Annotated in this window: 16 protein-coding genes; 8 read left to right on the top strand and 8 right to left on the bottom strand. The window is 66.7% G+C overall.

Features of this window, described 5'->3' with window-relative positions; translation table 11 throughout:
* Nucleotides 1-16 precede the first annotated feature (16 nt).
* The 4 genes from ACV7NO_RS15950 (at nt 17) to ACV7NO_RS15935 (ending at nt 4,741) form a co-directional block, all read left to right on the top strand.
* Complete coding sequence (locus ACV7NO_RS15950; protein WP_463406939.1) at nt 17-442, top strand: helix-turn-helix domain-containing protein; 426 nt, start codon at nt 17-19, stop codon at nt 440-442.
* Between the two features lie 93 nt (nt 443-535).
* Complete coding sequence (locus ACV7NO_RS15945; RefSeq protein WP_463406938.1) at nt 536-1,657, top strand: phosphoribosyltransferase-like protein; 1,122 nt, start codon at nt 536-538, stop codon at nt 1,655-1,657.
* Between the two features lie 95 nt (nt 1,658-1,752).
* Nucleotides 1,753-3,552 carry an ORC-CDC6 family AAA ATPase gene (locus ACV7NO_RS15940; RefSeq protein WP_463406937.1) on the top strand — a complete coding sequence of 600 codons (1,800 nt, stop codon included), beginning with the start codon at nt 1,753-1,755 and terminating at the stop codon, nt 3,550-3,552.
* Complete coding sequence (locus ACV7NO_RS15935; RefSeq protein ID WP_463406936.1) at nt 3,545-4,741, top strand: hypothetical protein; 1,197 nt, start codon at nt 3,545-3,547, stop codon at nt 4,739-4,741. Before ACV7NO_RS15940 ends, ACV7NO_RS15935 begins: the two co-directional genes overlap by 8 nt.
* Before the next feature lie 172 nt (nt 4,742-4,913).
* Here the strand turns inward: ACV7NO_RS15935 and ACV7NO_RS15930 are convergent, their stop codons facing one another.
* From ACV7NO_RS15930 to ACV7NO_RS15915, 4 genes are read right to left on the bottom strand one after another with little or no spacing between them, the layout of a single operon-like run.
* Nucleotides 4,914-5,300, bottom strand: coding sequence for a DoxX family protein (locus ACV7NO_RS15930; RefSeq protein ID WP_463406935.1), 387 nt, complete (start codon nt 5,298-5,300; stop codon nt 4,914-4,916).
* A gap of 38 nt (nt 5,301-5,338) precedes the next feature.
* Complete coding sequence (locus tag ACV7NO_RS15925; RefSeq protein WP_463406934.1) at nt 5,339-6,178, bottom strand: SDR family NAD(P)-dependent oxidoreductase; 840 nt, start codon at nt 6,176-6,178, stop codon at nt 5,339-5,341.
* A 2-nt stretch (nt 6,179-6,180) separates the two neighbouring features.
* Complete coding sequence (locus ACV7NO_RS15920; RefSeq protein ID WP_463406933.1) at nt 6,181-6,552, bottom strand: glutathione S-transferase N-terminal domain-containing protein; 372 nt, start codon at nt 6,550-6,552, stop codon at nt 6,181-6,183.
* A gap of 25 nt (nt 6,553-6,577) precedes the next feature.
* The gene (locus ACV7NO_RS15915) at nt 6,578-7,270 is read right to left on the bottom strand and encodes a pirin family protein (protein ID WP_463406932.1); all 693 of its coding nucleotides are present in this window, start codon (nt 7,268-7,270) and stop codon (nt 6,578-6,580) included.
* A gap of 91 nt (nt 7,271-7,361) precedes the next feature.
* Between ACV7NO_RS15915 and ACV7NO_RS15910 the strand changes: the two genes are divergently transcribed.
* Nucleotides 7,362-7,781 carry a winged helix-turn-helix transcriptional regulator gene (locus tag ACV7NO_RS15910; RefSeq protein WP_463406931.1) on the top strand — a complete coding sequence of 140 codons (420 nt, stop codon included), beginning with the start codon at nt 7,362-7,364 and terminating at the stop codon, nt 7,779-7,781.
* Between the two features lie 151 nt (nt 7,782-7,932).
* Here the strand turns inward: ACV7NO_RS15910 and ACV7NO_RS15905 are convergent, their stop codons facing one another.
* A complete protein-coding gene (locus ACV7NO_RS15905; RefSeq protein ID WP_463406930.1) occupies nt 7,933-8,481 on the bottom strand; it encodes a hypothetical protein in 549 nt (182 codons plus the stop codon).
* Between the two features lie 375 nt (nt 8,482-8,856).
* Between ACV7NO_RS15905 and ACV7NO_RS15900 the strand changes: the two genes are divergently transcribed.
* A complete protein-coding gene (locus ACV7NO_RS15900; protein ID WP_463407377.1) occupies nt 8,857-9,984 on the top strand; it encodes a GTP pyrophosphokinase in 1,128 nt (375 codons plus the stop codon).
* A gap of 287 nt (nt 9,985-10,271) precedes the next feature.
* Here ACV7NO_RS15900 and ACV7NO_RS15895 read toward each other — a convergent pair whose 3' ends face one another.
* The 3 genes from ACV7NO_RS15895 to ACV7NO_RS15885 form a co-directional block, all read right to left on the bottom strand.
* Nucleotides 10,272-10,679: a hypothetical protein gene (locus ACV7NO_RS15895; protein ID WP_463406929.1), complete on the bottom strand. Its 408-nt coding sequence runs from the start codon at nt 10,677-10,679 to the stop codon at nt 10,272-10,274.
* 129 nt (nt 10,680-10,808) lie between these two features.
* On the bottom strand, nt 10,809-12,599 hold the full coding sequence (locus tag ACV7NO_RS15890) for a hypothetical protein (protein WP_463406928.1): 1,791 nt from the start codon (nt 12,597-12,599) through the stop codon (nt 10,809-10,811).
* A 39-nt stretch (nt 12,600-12,638) separates the two neighbouring features.
* Nucleotides 12,639-13,817, bottom strand: coding sequence for an SIR2 family protein (locus ACV7NO_RS15885; protein ID WP_463406927.1), 1,179 nt, complete (start codon nt 13,815-13,817; stop codon nt 12,639-12,641).
* A gap of 304 nt (nt 13,818-14,121) precedes the next feature.
* Between ACV7NO_RS15885 and ACV7NO_RS15880 the strand changes: the two genes are divergently transcribed.
* Nucleotides 14,122-15,251 (top strand): IS3 family transposase gene (locus ACV7NO_RS15880; protein ID WP_463405004.1). Its coding sequence is split into 2 segments (ribosomal slippage): nt 14,122-14,374 and nt 14,374-15,251, totalling 1,131 coding nucleotides; the frame shifts between segments, so codons are not numbered across the junction.
* 43 nt (nt 15,252-15,294) lie between these two features.
* Nucleotides 15,295-15,525 carry a hypothetical protein gene (locus ACV7NO_RS15875; protein ID WP_463406926.1) on the top strand — a complete coding sequence of 77 codons (231 nt, stop codon included), beginning with the start codon at nt 15,295-15,297 and terminating at the stop codon, nt 15,523-15,525.
* Nucleotides 15,526-15,545: the final 20 nt, after the last annotated feature.

The following is a 15,545-nucleotide window of genomic DNA, read 5'->3' as shown; positions in this document are numbered from 1 at the left end:
TTAGCATCAAATCTGCATGTTAATATGCATGAAACCGAGTCGCGAGGAAAGGGAAAAGTTGGTCCGGAGGATCAGGCGCAGGCGTGGGAAGTCGGCCCTTTCCAATGCGGAGATCGCCGCACTTGCGAGTGTGGACCCCGGGCAGACCTCGCGAATACTCGACGGCGGGTTCCGGACCGTGAGCGGCAACGTCTTGCGAATCTGCAATGTCCTCGGCGTCGATCCACACACCGACGACGCGACCGATCCGACTCCGGTCCAGGTCAGGAAGCGTGCGGCGTGGGCGAAGCTCGAGGCGTCGATGCGCCGGGCCTGGGACGAGACGCCGCAGGGCGCCGACCGTCTGGTCGCCGTGATCGACGCCGTCGCGAGCGTCCGGCCCCCCAAGCGGGGGAAAGCTGCCATTCCGGATGTTTTGCCGGTGGGCAACGAGATGGCTTAGCTGAATCCTGGTGCAATCGCCGGGCCGCTGTGTATTGCGTAAGTGGGAGGAACCGGTCGCCCGAGAAGAATTGGCCGGGACCGGGAGCGCTGCGTGAAGAAGGAATTGGCCGAGACGCTCTTGGCCAAGATCATGGACTGGAGCGACAAGGACAAGGCGCGGGAGCGTGCCCGGCTCGAGACGCTTGCGAGCTACAAGTACGACGAATACCAGCAGTTCTCGCCCGGCCGGCGTTTCATCGAGAGCCTGGCGCTCTGGCTGGCGCAATTCGACGCCGGCGACGAACGCCGGACCGCGTACGACTTCGTCTGCGGCCGGCTGATCTTCTTCAACGCCGCCGAGATCAACCATCTGGTCGAGCTGACCTTCCCGACCATCGTCCGGCCGCAGTTGATCAGGACGGCGAGCCAGCGCAGCGGCATTCCGGCGGACCGGATCAAGGCCGTCATCGACGCGCCGGAATACCAGACGCTGCATCGTCGCACGCTGTATCTCGGGATGAGCGACGGTGCGCGGACGGACTGGTTCCGGCGGGCGAACCCGTCGATCTCCAACGAGCAGGTCTTCCACGCCTACGACGTCTCGCAGGTGAAGACGGCCAACATGCTCGGCAAGCTCAAGAAGGACCTCGCCAAGCTGACCGGCGCGCCGCCCACCGGCGACGAGGCCCTGTTCGAGAGCGTCGTGCTGATCGACGACTTCACGGCCAGCGGGACGAGCGCCATCCGGTTCGATCCCACCGACGGCTGGGACGGCAAGATACCGAACATCCTGAAGGCCCTGGCCGACCCCGCGGCCCTCGGCGCATGCGTGGTGGACGGCGTGAAGGTCACCATCGTCGCCTACATCGCCAGCGATCAGGCGATTGACCACATACAGGACCTGCTGCCCAAGCTGCCGTTCGAGAAGGGCGAGGCCCGCTTCGAGGTCGTCTGCAGGCTTGGTCCCGACGTCCCGCTCGACCGCACGCGCGACGCCGCCTTCTACGCGCTCATGGACGACGACCGGTATTTCGATACCGAGGCCGACGACGAGCACAACAACGCGGCCGGTGGCGCCACGAAGCGCTACGGCTATGCGAACGGGCGCCTTCCGGTCGTTCTCAACCACAACACGCCGAACAACTCGGTCTACGTCCTGTGGGCCGAGGACGTGCACACGGTCCGCGGCCTCTTCCCCCGCGTCAGCCGGCATCGGAAGCTGCAGCAGCCGTGAGGAACCCTTTCCGCATAAGGGCGTCGCAACGCGCCACGACGGACGACGAGTTCGTCAGGCTGTTCGGCGCCGGGGCGATCGACCTGCTCCAGAACGTGCGCGATCCTTGGGGCAGCGTCACGTTCCTGCGGAGTGCGCCGGGTGGTGGGAAGACGACGTTCCTGCGGCTGCTCACCCCGCGGCCGCTCGCACTCGCCAACTCGCTTGCCAGCGGCAGTTCGGCCGTCAAGGCGACGCAGGAGGCCTTGCGCGACGTGGGCGCGATCGGCGCGCACGGTCCCGAACTGCTCGGGACCATGGTGGAGTTCACGGCGGAGTTCCGAGAGCTGGCGGCGTTCGACCGGGGGAACTCGCTGTTCCGCGAGCTGGTCAACTCCCGCATCGTCATCGCGACGCTGCGCGCCGTGCTCGAGCGGCAAGGCAGGCAGTTCCCGCGCGAGCTCGACCAGATCAGGTTCGAGTGGGAGCCGGAATCCGGCAGCACCATCCCTGCGGCGGCGACCGGGCAGGAGCTGTTCGACTGGGCGTCGCAGATCGAGACCGACTTCTATGGGCGGATGGATGTGCTCGGCGAGCCGGAGCCGGTGAAGGGTGGCCACGCCAGGCTCGATGGCCTGAAGTGGTTCGCCAATTCGCGCATCATCGGCAAGCTCGGGCTGATCGAGGTCATCCGGCTCCTCCTCTTCGACGAGCTCCAGACGCTGTCGTCGGGCCAGCGGCAATCGCTGCTCGACCTGGTGACCGGCGCCCGCGCGTCCTGCGGCGTCTGGATCGCGGAGAGGCTCGAGACGCTGACGCACAAGGATCTGCTGTCGGAGGGGGCGCTCGAGGATCGCGACTACAGCGGCGTGATCCAGCTCGAACGGCGCTGGAGCGACAAGCGCGGCGCCGGCTACATCAAGTTCGTCGAGAACATCGCGAAGCTGCGCGCCGCGAAGGCCGACAATTTCGGCGAGCGCGACCTTTTCTCCCTGATCTCGGACACGGACGACCTCGGCACATGGGCGTCGAAGTTCGAGGACGCCTCCTCCGCCATCGAGGAGCGGTTGCGGTCGAGCAGGAGCCAGACCCCGCGCTACGACCTGTGGCTGGATGCGGCGCAGCGGAAGAAGGGGAACGCCGTGGAGCGTGCCGTCCACTGGCGGGCGACGGAGATCCTGGTCGCGCGGGACCGCCGGAACGAGCAGCAGGCGTTCGATTTCCTGTCCCTCTCGACGGAGGAGCTCGACAAGCGAAACAGCAGCGGCCTGATGCGCGCCGCGGAGCACTTCGTCCGTACCGAGACCGGTGCGCCGATCTACTTCGGGCGGGAGGCGATCGCCGACGTCTCCTCGTTCAACGTGGAGCAGTACCTCGCGGTGAGCGGTGAGCTGTTCGAGGAGATCTCGGCCAAGATCCAGTTCCTGCGTGACAATCCGATGCCGCTTTCCGCCGACCGGCAGGACAGCATCATCCGGGAGGTCGCGAAGGCGCGGTGGAACGACCTGACGCGCCGCCTGCCCAATGGTCGTGACGCGCGGACGCTGCTCGAGGGCATCGGCGCGTTCTGTCGGGCGCAGACATTCCGCGACACCGCATCCTACGTGCCGGGCGTCACCGGGATCGCGATAACCATGCAGGATCGCGAGACGCTGATCGACACGCCGGAAGACAAGATCAAGCACCTGCGGGGACTGCGGGACGTGCTCACGACGCTCGTCGCGCACAATCTGCTCGTCCCCCGCCTGGACCACAGCAACAAGAACAAGAAGTTCGTCGTCTTCTACCTCAACCGTCTGCTCTGCGTGCATTTCGGTCTGCCGCTGGGCTACGGTGGCTGGCGCGAGAAGAAGATCAAGGATCTGATCGTCTGGCAGGAGCACGGCGCCAAGGAGGAGGAGCCGAAACTTGTCTGACGCCGAGGCCGTCATGCGCTGGGACCCATACTCGCTCACCGGCGACACGGAGTTCCATGCCTTCTGGACGCGGCATCTGGCGCAGCGTGACCGGCGGCTCCTCCTCGTCCTCGGCAAGGGCTTCGACGTCCGCGCAGTCGAGACGGCACGTCGGTTGAGCGGCCTGGGGGCCGACGTCGACGTCTGGCTGCTGTCGTTCCACAACGGTCAGGAGGACAGCGCGCTCAGGCGCGCGAGGACGGACCAGAACGCGTCCGACCTCGCGACGCTGATCCCGGCGGACCGCATTCGTCAGGTGGACATCGACCTCGGCGGAGCATTCGACGCGCCGGTGGCTTCGCGCAACACATACCTGCAGCTTCGCGCCGCCGGAGACCCTACGGTCTACGACGACGTGATCGTCGACATCAGCGCGATGCCGAGGATGGTCGCCATGACGAGCGTGGCCGTGCTGCTGAAGTGGCTCGACGATGCCGCGGCGGCGGACCGTTGCGTCAATCTCCATGTCGCGACCGCCGAGAGCGTCCTTGCGGACATCGCCGCCGGCCAGGGCTCGCTGAGGGATCAGGTGTCGTTCGTGCGCGGCTTCTCCGGCGAGCTCACGGCGCAGACCTCGAAGGAGCTACCGCACGTCTGGTTTCCCGTTCTCGGCGAGAACCAGCGGGACCGGCTCGACACCATCCATCAGAGCCTGACGCCCGACGAGATCTGCCCGGTCGTCCCGTTCCCGTCGCGCGCTCCGCGCCGTGGCGACGAGATCATCTACGCGCACCGTGAGCTGCTCTTCGACACCTTCCAGGTGGAGCCGCGAAACATCCTCCTCGCCTGCGAGTACAATCCGTTCGAGGCATACAAGCAGGTGTTCCAGGCGATGGACCGCTACCGGCGCGCGCTCAGCGCGATGGGCGGCTGCAAGGCGTTCGTGTCGCCGCTTTCGTCCAAGCTGCTGTCGATCGCGGTGCTGCTCGCCTGCTACGACCACCTGTTCGGCGAGGTCCCGGGCAAGCGGCTGAAGGTCGGCATCCCGTATGTGGAGACGGCGACCTACGCCGACCCCGTCCAGAAGCCCGACGATCCGTTCGAGCTCTACACGATGTGGATCCGCGGCGAGTGGGAACTGGCTGGCGATGGAGCCCAGCCGCAGGCGCCATCGGCAGATCACGCAACGGAGTCCGAGGACGCTGGGTAGGATTGGTGGTATGGTATGCGTCCGGCTTCTGCACGCTGTACTCCGGCGACGCCATCACCGCGCAAATCGAGACTGTTGGATCCGCGTCACCGTCGGACGCCGGCCGACCGCGGCGTGACGTTCGCGGACGAAGCGGACGACGCGGCCGGTATGCCGCGCCGTCCGCTTCGGGTCAGCGCAGGAAGTGCTGCAGCGACGCGCGGCGCAGCCATGCGACGGTGAGGCACAGCGCGAGCAGGACCAGCGCGGGTGCGGGTGTGGTGTGCAGGATGGCCAGATGCGCGATCGTCGCGCCGACCATCGTCACCGCCAGCATCAGCGCAGCCAGCGCGGTCGTGCGCGGCAGGAGCAGCCCGATCGCGCCGACGATCTCGACCGCGGCGGTCACGTAGCGGAACCACTGGCCGACGCCGATCTGGGCGAAGGTATCGACCATCATCGGCACGCCCGTCAGCTTGGCGCCGCCCGCGGCGAGGAAGCCGATCGCGAGCAGGATCTGCAGGATCCAGGGGATGATGTTGATCGGGCCGGAGGTGGTCGTGGCGTTCGTGGCAGGCATTGATATTCCCCTTTTTCGAATGATGGGTTGCGCGGTGGCTAGCGCAGGAATTCGTAGCGATGGATGCGCTCGATGCGGTCGCGCACCGCGGTTTCGTGCGTAGCGAACGGCAGCGGCTTGACCTTGCCATCCAGCACGAAGCTGCCGGTCGGATAGGCACCGGTGTCGAACGCGGCATCGTGCAGCTTCGCGACTGCGACGGCTGGCGGCTTGAACGCGACCTTCGCGATCAGCCGCAGCCACCACGGCATCCCGTCGCCCGCGGTCAGCGGCGATTTCGTCGGGCCGGGATCGACCGACACGATCGAGATGCCCTGTGCCGCGAAGTCGCGAGCCACGCCTTGCGTCCAAAGCGACAGGGCCAGCTTCGACGTTGCATAGGCACCGAACAGCTTCCGGAAATCCTTGCCGGAGCCCAGCGTTTCGGGATCGAACCGCTTGACCATCAGCAGCGCGTTGGAGGAGGTGTTGACGATCCGCCGGTGCGTGCCGCGCGCGAGCAGCGGACGCATTTCCTGCGCGAAGATATAGGGCACGACCGCGTTCACCTCGTAGCACAGCTCGCGCCCCTGCGGCGACGGCTCGAACGTCGCCGGGTTCACCTCGGCGTTGTTGAACAGCAGGTCGATCGCGCGTTCCTGCGCGACGATCTCCGCGATCGCGCGGCGTAGGCTGGCGAAATCGGCGAGGTCCGCCTCGTACTGGCGCAGCCGTCCTTGCGCGGCCGCCTCGGCCAGCGCCGGCTCCGGCGGCAGCGCCGCGCGCGTCAGCGTCGCCACGTCCCAGCCCTCGCCCAGCAACCGCCGGGTGAGTTCCAGGCCCACGCCGGTACGCGCGCCCGTGACCAGGGCGATGGGTCTCGTCGGTGCCGTCGCCATGGTCAGGCGATCTGCTTCTTGAGGTTCATGTTCTCGACGTACAGCGCCTGCATCCGCTTCAGCGGGCCATCGAGATAGACGTTGTAGGTCGGGAGCGTCGCGGGATCGACGCCATGCGCCGTCGCCAGCCGCGCGACGATCGCGTCGCTGTCAGACAGATAGTTGCCGGACGCGAGTTCGGCGGTGGGGAAGGTGATCTTCTCCACCTTGCCCTCCAGTTCGGCGCGGATCGCGGCTTCGTCCGGCGTGCCGGGGACGAATTCGCGCAGGGTGACGCTGTCGAGCAGTCCGCCCTCCAGCAGGAAGATGCGCAGTTTCAGGCAGAACGGGCAGTCCTGCTTGACGAAGACGACGGGCGTGAAGGTGTCGGTCATGGGTCGAATTCCCTCGAAGGATGGATCAGACGAGTTCGACGAACACGACATCGGTCGCGGCGTCGGCGGTGATGGTCAGCGCGGTTTCGCCGTCGATCAGGCCACCGTCGAGCGCGGCGATGGCGACGCCGTTGACGGTGATCCCGGCATCGGTCGGGACCAGATAGCCCCGGCCGGTCGCGGGCAGCGTGTGGACGAGCGTCTCGCCCGCCGCCAGCCGCGCCGCCAGCACGCGCGCGTCGGTGTTGATCGGTGCCGCATCGGTGTCGCCGGCGACGCCGCCCGCCAGCGCGACGAAGCCCTGCGCATCGGCGGGCAGCTTCGTCATGCCCCAGCGCGGCGCCCCGCCGGGCGCGCGCGGGGTGAACCACAACTGGAACAGCTTGACCGGCACGGTTTCGTCGTTGCGTTCCGAATGCTGGATGCCCGCGCCCGCGCTCATAGCCTGCACCTCGCCGGGACCGGCAGAGCCCTTGTTGCCCAGCGTGTCCTCATGCACGATCGCGCCTTCGCGGACGTAGGTGACGATATCGACATTGGCATGCGGATGCGTCGGGAAGCCCGACACCGGCGCGACCTCGTCGTCGTTCCACGCGATCAGCGGGCCGAGCGACGAGGCCGGGCCGAGGCCCGAACCGGCGGGGACGAAATGGAAATGCGACTTGATGCCGCGATGATCGATCGCGGGCATGGCGGACAGGGGACGGTGCTGGATCATGGCGGTTCTTTCGTGGTATCGTTTTGTTACCTGGAGTAGATAAATGACCCCGACGATCCCGCAAGACGGCACAATTTCTATACCCGGTAACATGCTTGTGACCGACGATGAGGTGCCGCAGCACCCCGGCGCGTGTTCGGGGATCAGCGAGGTGCTGAACCGCATCGGCGACAAGTGGAGCGTGCTGATCGTGATGCTGCTGCGCGACGGACCGCGGCGGTTCAGCGAATTGCGGCGCGGCGTCGCGGGCATCTCGCAACGCATGCTGTCGCTAACGCTGCGCGGGCTGGAGCGCGACGGGCTGGTGACGCGCACCGTGTTCCCGACGGTGCCGCCGCGCGTCGAATACGAACTGACCACGCTCGGCCATTCGCTGCGCGGCCCGGTCGAGGCGCTGGGGCAATGGGCGATGGCGAACCAGCCCGCGATGCGCGCGGCGCAGACTGCGTTCGATGGGCGAGTCGGCGATGACGTCTCGGTCGTTTATCGCCGACGTCCTTCGGTAGGATGAGGCGATCGAGCGGCGGGTGCGCGCCGTAACCCTCGAAATTTTGGGGCCAGCCTAGCGCGGAGAACCAGGGCGAACGAGATCGAGAGTTGGTAGTCGAGCGGGCTGTGGGTCATGGGAATGCCCGGCGGCGCGGGGCCGCCGGGCATTCCGGTCAGGCTGCCGCGAACATGTCGGCCATCGCTCGCATGTCGAGTACCGTCATCAGGTTGCCTATCGGCGACACGACGGGACCGGTGCCCGGCTTGCGCGCGGCGCGCGCGCGAACTGCCTCGAGCGCGAGGTCGTAGCCGTGATCGTGGTAGCGGTCGCGCATCTCGCTCACGTTCAGCCGCCCCTTCGCGTTGATCCGGACGATCGCCCGGACGTCCGGGAAGAGCAGGACGGCGGGCGCGGAGCGGTCCCGCTTCCACAAACGCCCGTTCGTCATGATGATCGACTCCGTGACGCCGTCGGTGACGACGGCGTGGAACCCGGTCGGACCATCGGTCGCGTTGGCGGTGTCGAATGACGGGAAGATGATCTTCCAGTTTTTGCGGAGGCCGAAGATGGCGAGGGCGTCCTCGTCTTGGGAGGACGGACGCCCACCGCCCATGAACAGCGTGTCCCCCTGCGCGGGGCGCCGTGCGCCGTGAGGGCTCATCTCGCGATTGATCGCGACGGTCATGTCGTTGATCGAGTGCTGGTCGAATGCGATGGTCATGTCTGTCGTTCCTCAAGGCGCCATGGCGCGTGCTGGTGCTGTCGAGGATCTCGAAAGGGCATTTTTCCCCTACTCCAAGATCTTCACTCCGAATTTCATTGGAATTGCCGCAGTGGCGGCCCCTAGGGTCTGCAGCGGCCGCGGCGTCATGCCGTCCGGCAACCTTTCCCACCGCCCGTCCGTGATAGCCGGGGGCCATCGAGGCCAAGGCGAGTGCGCATCTGCACGGCCTGGAGGACGCGGGGGCCGCTCGCTCCGTCCGAACGCGTCTTCACCTGCCGCTGGCCGCACTGACGGTGGTCTACCTCCTGCTCCGCCGCGATAATCGCTTGCGTCGGCCGTATCTCGGGGCTTGATGCGGGCAGGGGGTTGAAGATGCCGTCATTGGACTTCGAGGCCGAGAAGGCCGTCTTTCGCGACTACTACAACGACAATTCCCAGCGCCTGGATCAGGCGATGGAGGCGTTCCTGACGTTGATCAGGTCGCTCCTGGCGCACGCGGGGCTAGATGTGGCCGCCACCACGGGGCGCATCAAGGATCGCGAGGAATCGATAAAGAAGTTCATGCGCAAGTATCAGGGCGATCTGGAGGCACGTGGCGTTCCCTGCGAGATCGGGGACCACGTCACCGACTTGATCGGCTTGCGGCTCGTCTGTCTCTACGAGGACGAGATCGAGCCGATCGGAGAACTGATCCGCGAGCATTTCGACGTGATCGACGTGACGGACAAGACCGCCGAGATCGAGGGCACCGAGAACGCGTTCGGCTACAAGGGCCTGTATCTCGACCTTCGGCTGAACGAGGCACGCTCCGCGATGCCGGACTACGCGCTGTTCGCCCCTTACAGGTTCGAGCTCCAGATGCGCACGGTCGTCCAGGATTCCTGGAGCACGCTCGATCACAGGATCAAGTACAAGAAGTCGATACCGGCTGCTCTGAAGCGCCGTATCAACACGCTTGCTGCGCTGTTCGAACTGGCGGACCGGGAGTTCCGCCAGATCCGCGACGAGACCGAGATCGAGATCCAGCGTGCGGCGGCGGAACCGGAACCCGAGCCCGAGCCCGAGAGTGAGTCCGGGGATGCGCTTGACCAGGCCGTGCAGGGGGCGGGAGGCGTCGCGTCAGCCTCCGACGCCGATCTCGCGCGCAAGCAGTCCGCCCCGCTCGACGCGTTCCGGCTGCTGCGCATCGCCCGTCACTTCTTCCCCGGGGTCGAGCTCGAACCGCGGAAGCTCGATGGCTTCACTGCGGACGTGATCGAGCGGGAGCCCGGGATCAGTCGCGGGAAGTTCAATCACTATCTGCGCACGACCATCGGCCTGGTACACCAGTACAGGTCCTGGTTCCTGGAAGAGGAGAAGGGCGCGAGGTTCAACGCCTTCACGGAGATGCGCCATGCGCTCTACGCCGCGAACCCGGATGCCTTCGCGGACATGCTGACCAGCGTCGCCCGCGCGACCTTCGACGAATGGCGGGCCGAACAGGCGAATGGCCTGACGTAGCTTGGCCGGTCGGCCGGCACGGTCGCTTGCCGCCCGCGGTGTGGCGGATCGCTGGACGTCAGCCATCGTGGGGATAGCCCGCATCCACCCCGTTCCGCCGGCGCGGAGGCCGGCGGAACGGGGCAAGCCACCGCATCTTCTGAGATATGCGGTCGTCACCCCGTCGGCATCGCTGCATGCAGTCGTGGCGACAATCGCAGACATGCCGGTTCGAGGCCGCTTGACCCGCGCCGAACCGGCTTCGACCTGTTGCCCACGATATGGACCAGGCGCGGTCACCCGCACGATCAGAAGCGCACGGCGCGCTGGTCAAGCGACTGCAGCCTGCGATCGCTGGCCAGCGTCCCGTCGGCCCCTATGAGCCTCTCCAGCAGCGCGGGCATCTCGTGGCTCGTGCCTCCGCTGGGTCCGCACATCAGCCAGAGCAGGTCGAGCGTCGGCCGGGGATGGTTCGTTGGGGCAGCGCTCGACGCGATGTCGTGGAGGTGGACGTGCCCTTTGCTGCGCGGTCGGATATGATCTCGGACCATCGCGAGCGCCTGGGGGAAGGCGGCACCCGCGCCGACCGCGAGTCGGGCTAAGGTGGCGCTGTTCGCTTCATCCACGAGTCGCGCCTCCTTCGGCCATAGGTCGCGCATGAAGGGTTGCGCCAGCTTGGCCCATCCCTGCTCGGCGCCATCGGGATCGCCGATCATCCACCGTGTCGCTACGGCTATGGCCCCGTGCCGAAGGGATGCGGGGCCATCGCGCAATGCCCGCCGGACCTGTGCGGCGGTGATGCCCCATTGTGGCTCGGTCTCGTCCCTCAGCTCGGCGAACGCAGGTCAAAGTATGCCGGCGGCGATGTTCTCGCCGACCCTGCGGTCGGGTTGGTCCTCGACGACCGCGGTCAGTATCTCGTCCGTCATGAGCCGTGTGAGCTGCGACGAGATGTGGGTGTGCCGGACGAGCAGCTGGCGCAGCTCGCGCGCTTCCGGCCCCGCGGCGAGGCGGGGCTTGAGATGGTTTACCACGAGGGCGGGAGCTGCCGTCAGCAGGAAGGCGAGCTGCCTCACCATCGTCGCCCGTGCGAACTTGGCGACGGGCGTTTGGGCTTCGGCCATCTCTTCGAGCCGTCCGCGCTGCCGATCCGCGAGTTCGACGCCGGCTGCGCCCTGTTTCACCGCAGCCTCCAGTTCCTCGGCGAGGATTTGGGTCAAACGCCCCACTGGACGGTTGAGCGAGCCATCGGCGATATCCGCACCGACCTCGTCGCCACCTTGCGCAAGGGCTGCCCAGAGTCGGTCGTACCAGTCCTCGCGGTCCGGGAACCGGATGCGCGGGCCGACCATGAACAGGTCGACCAGCTTGTCCATGACGGGCGCGAGCTGCTGCGCGGGCAGTGTCGCCAGATGCAACACGGCTTCTTCGGCGATGTCGCCGCGCGCCGCCTTGCTGTTCTCGTCCCCGAAGCTGAGGGCGGAGATGAATGTGGCCCAGAGTTGGAGATTGGCTGGGGTCAGATCGGCCGAGAGCAGGGTATCGAACGCGCCGCGTGGATCCGTCCGGCAGTATGCGCTCCAGCTATGTCGCTGCTCGATGTCCGGGCTGAGTTCTTGGATCCGCACGACCCGGAGCCGGTCATCCGGCGCTGCCTCCGCGATGGGGGCGACGTCGCCCGAGACCATCTGGACGCCGCTGGTGTAGGACGTGAAGAAGTCCCGGTCCTCGACGGCGCGCGCGAGATGCTCGCGGCGGCTTCTGATGTGCGCAAGTTCCTTTGCGCCGACAGCGCTCAGCGCCCCCGCCTTGGACATCAGCTCCAGGCGCAGCCAGACCTCGTTGTCGCGCGCGAAGGGTCGCCAGTCGGGCTGGTCCGCCACGATGTCGTAGCGGCTGAAGTAGGTACTGCCCGTATCGATGATCCGCGTCTCGATGGCACCGACGAGCGATGGATCCGCCTCGCCCGATCGGTCTGCCAGAAGCATCGCGACCTCCCGGCGGATCAGCCAGAAATCGCCGTCGGAGGCGTCGAGCAGGAACCGCATCGCCTCGTCCGCGTCGAAGGCGTCGGCGTTCCGGAGTGCATGGAGCGAGAGGCGCACGCCCAGCCGGCCGGGGATGTCCATCCATGCGGCGAGCATTCCCCGGGCGAGCGGTCGATCGGTCGCGGCGACCTTTCCGAAGGCTTGGACGATCGCGCGGACCAGGAATACCGGACCATCGTGATGCTCGTTCTGACCGTGCTCCTCGATCGAGGGTACCGAGCTCTCGAAGGCATCCGCATCGCCCGCGATCAGGTAGAGGTCCGTCGCCTGCCAGGCGGCTGCGCGCAGGGCTGCGCTCGCGGCCTGGAGGATGCGCGGGGCCAGCGCCTGGACCGAATCCATCGCCGCGAGCACTTCGCTTGCACCATGGCTATCGCCGCCGCCGTAATCGACCCAGGCGAGGTCGGCGAGCCGTTGCGGGGGCGCGGCCTTCTCATGTCCCCCGTCGCCGAACAGCCCGGCAAACCGCTTCCGCAACCGAACGGCTGGGGTGAGCAGCCTCATCGCGCGTTGTAGGTCCTCCTCCAGCACGAACCCTGATTCGAGCCTTCGCCTCACGGTGAAGGCACGCTCTTCGAAGTCATCCACGTCCTTCGGCCGGGCATATCCGAATTGCCGCCAGACCTTCTACCAGACCTGGTCGAGCGGGCCGGCCTGTTGCAGCCGTTGCAGCAGGCGTGTCGTGAACAAATGTCCGAGGCGGTTCGCCCACTCCACGGCCACCTCGAACCTGGCCGCGTCCTGAGGTTGCTTCGCCACCCATGCGGCGATCACCCAGTACGCGTCGCCCGGAGACCATAGACTGCTCTCCTGCAGCACGGAAAACCACTCCGGGTCCACCAGCGTGTCGATGACGGTGGGCCACAGGTCGCTACGACCGGAGATCAGCCAACGGAGTTCGGCATCCATCCGACTGGTGAGTGCGGACGCCGGCTGCGAGAGGATCGCCCTCAGCCGCTCCTCTCGTCGCGCGCGCGGATGCTCCACCAGATCGGCGAGGAGCGTCAGATCGGCCCAGAGCGGCGAATGGTCGGGTTCGCCGGTGTCGGGATCGATGCGGCAGTAGGGGATCGGCGTGACCGACACCGTGCCCCAGCGGCTTTCCGCCTCCGCGGGGTCGGCATCGTAGAAATCGAACGCGTAGACGGCGTTCAGGTCCGGGAAGCGATGACGGTCCGCGGCGAGGACGTTGAGGAAGTAGCGGACGGGCGCATCGCCCGCGCTGTATCCCAGCAGCACGATGGTCTTGCTGCGGGCGAGGTCGAACAGGAAGCGTGAGGCCCAGCCGGCCCGCATGTAGGCGTCGCCGTAGTCCGCGCTGGTCAGCACCAGCGGCGTGTCATCGAGGGCAAGCGTCGCGTCGTGGAGGCGGCCGTGGATGTGGATGATGCCGGCGAAGTCGCCGCCACCCGGGGCAGGGAGGGCCTGGCCGGCGAAGCTGCCGCCTGAGACGTCGGCCATGGGATCGACGACGGCGAGCGCCCGCTCGAGCAGGGTATCGAAATTGGTGGTCACGACGAGCACGCGGTTTTCCATGTCGCGCGAGAGGCGCAGTACCGTCCGGTGCTGATCGAGCCGCGGTTCGGCGGGAACGGCGAGTTGGCGGCCCGCCTCCTCGACCATGGCCGTACGGCTGGCGAGGCGGCGCGCGAGCGAACCCAGCACCTCCTCGTAACGCCTGTCGTCGTAGGCGGCCTGTTCCGATGGATCGAGTGGCACGTCCAGGGCGAGCGCCACCCGGTCGACGAGCTGTTGGAAGGTCGGCAACTGCGGTGCGCTGATGCCGGTTCCGCACAGGAACACCACGTCGCCAGCCAGGAGAGCGTCGATCAGCTCCCCCGGGAAGCTGGGGCCCTTGTCGGAAAAGCGCAGTGACAGCGGAAGTGGTCCCTTCGGAAGCTCTCCCGTGATCTAGCATCGGCCATTCATCGATGCACATGCCATTGCATTGGTTCGGCGGACCTGGCCGTGGTCCGCGCCATACCCCAATGCGGAAAGGTGCCGAAGGGAAGATGCTGGAGTATCGGGAGTACGGGCTCCATATGTTGTGACGTGCTCCCCTGAAACTCTGCCAGTTTGAGCTAGAGTCCGCCTTCGTGAGGAGACGGACGTGAAGAAGACCAGGTTCAGCGAGGAGCAGATCATTGCGGTGCTGCGCGAGCAGGAGGGCGGGATGAAGACCGCCGACGTGTGTCGCAAGCACGGGATCAGCAGCGCCACCTTGTACGCGTGGAAGGCCAAGTATGGCGGCATGGACGTGTCGCAGGCGCGCAAGCTGAAGGTGCTGGAGGAGGAGAACGGCCGGCTCAAACGGCTGCTGGCCGATGCCATGCTCGACAATGCCGTTCTGAAGGAGGTCGCGGCAAAAAACTGGTGAGGCCCGCCGCTCAGCGGAAGGCTGTCGAGCATGCTCGACGGTTGTTCGGCATCAGCGAGCGTCGGGCCTGTACCATCTTCGGCGCGGACAGGACGTCGGTGCGCTACGCGCCCCGGCGTAGTGATGATGGCGACCTACGGTCGCGGCTGCGAGAGATCGCGTCGGAACGTCGTCGCTTCGGCTACCGGCGGCTTGGCATCATGCTGGCTCGTGAGGGCCTGGTCATGAACCACAAGAAGCTGCTGCGGCTTTACCGCGAGGAGAACCTGCGGGTCAGGCGCCGTCGTGGCCGGAAGCGAGCCATGGGGACAAGGGCGCCGATGACGCTGCCGCAAGGTCCGAACCAGAGATGGAGCCTCGACTTCGTCAGCGACACGCTGATCAGCGGCCGGCGCATCCGCATCCTTGCGGTCGTCGATGACTTCACGCGGGAATGCCTCGCGCTGGTGGTCGACACCTCACTGTCAGGCGCCCGCGTCGCTCGCGAGCTCGACGCCATCATCGCGGCCAGAGGCGCACCGCCGCTGATGATCGTGAGCGACAACGGCACCGAGCTGACCAGCCTGGCGATCCTGAGATGGACGCAAGAGCGACCCATCGAGTGGCACTACATCGCGCCCGGCAAGCCGCAGCAGAACGGCTACGTCGAGAGCTTCAACGGCCGCCTGCGCGACGAGTGCCTCAACGAGACGCTGTTCGTGTCGCTCGGCCACGCCCGCTCGGTGCTGCGGCTCTGGCGCGACGACTACAACCACGTGCGGCCGCATAGCGGCGTTGGCGGGCTGACGCCCGCCGATGCTGCCAGGCAGGTTGCGCAACACCGCCCCGAGGGGCACCATACCAACCCCGGACTCCAGTTATGACTGGTAGAGCTTTGGGGAGCACGTCAAACTGGCCAAGCGGGCCGTGCCGCCGCCGCGCAAGTTTGGTGCAGGGTGGATCGGCATCGGCATAGCGGGTGGTATCGTGATGCTAGCCTTGGGCGGCATCGTTATCGCGCTGGTCGTTGTCGCTGGCAGCGTTGCTATCGCCCAGCCGGGCATCCGCTATAATCGCGATGTCCACCCCGGCCTGCAAGCGGCGTGGGAGCAAAGCTGGCTCTGTCACCGTTGCGGCGCGATCACCAGAATCCAATAAGGTAGTTGCGCCTCACGCGC

The organism is Sphingomonas sp. Ell38C01, from assembly GCF_055231975.1.
Note: the sequence above shows the minus strand (reverse complement) of the source record. Positions and strands in the feature narration are given on the sequence as shown.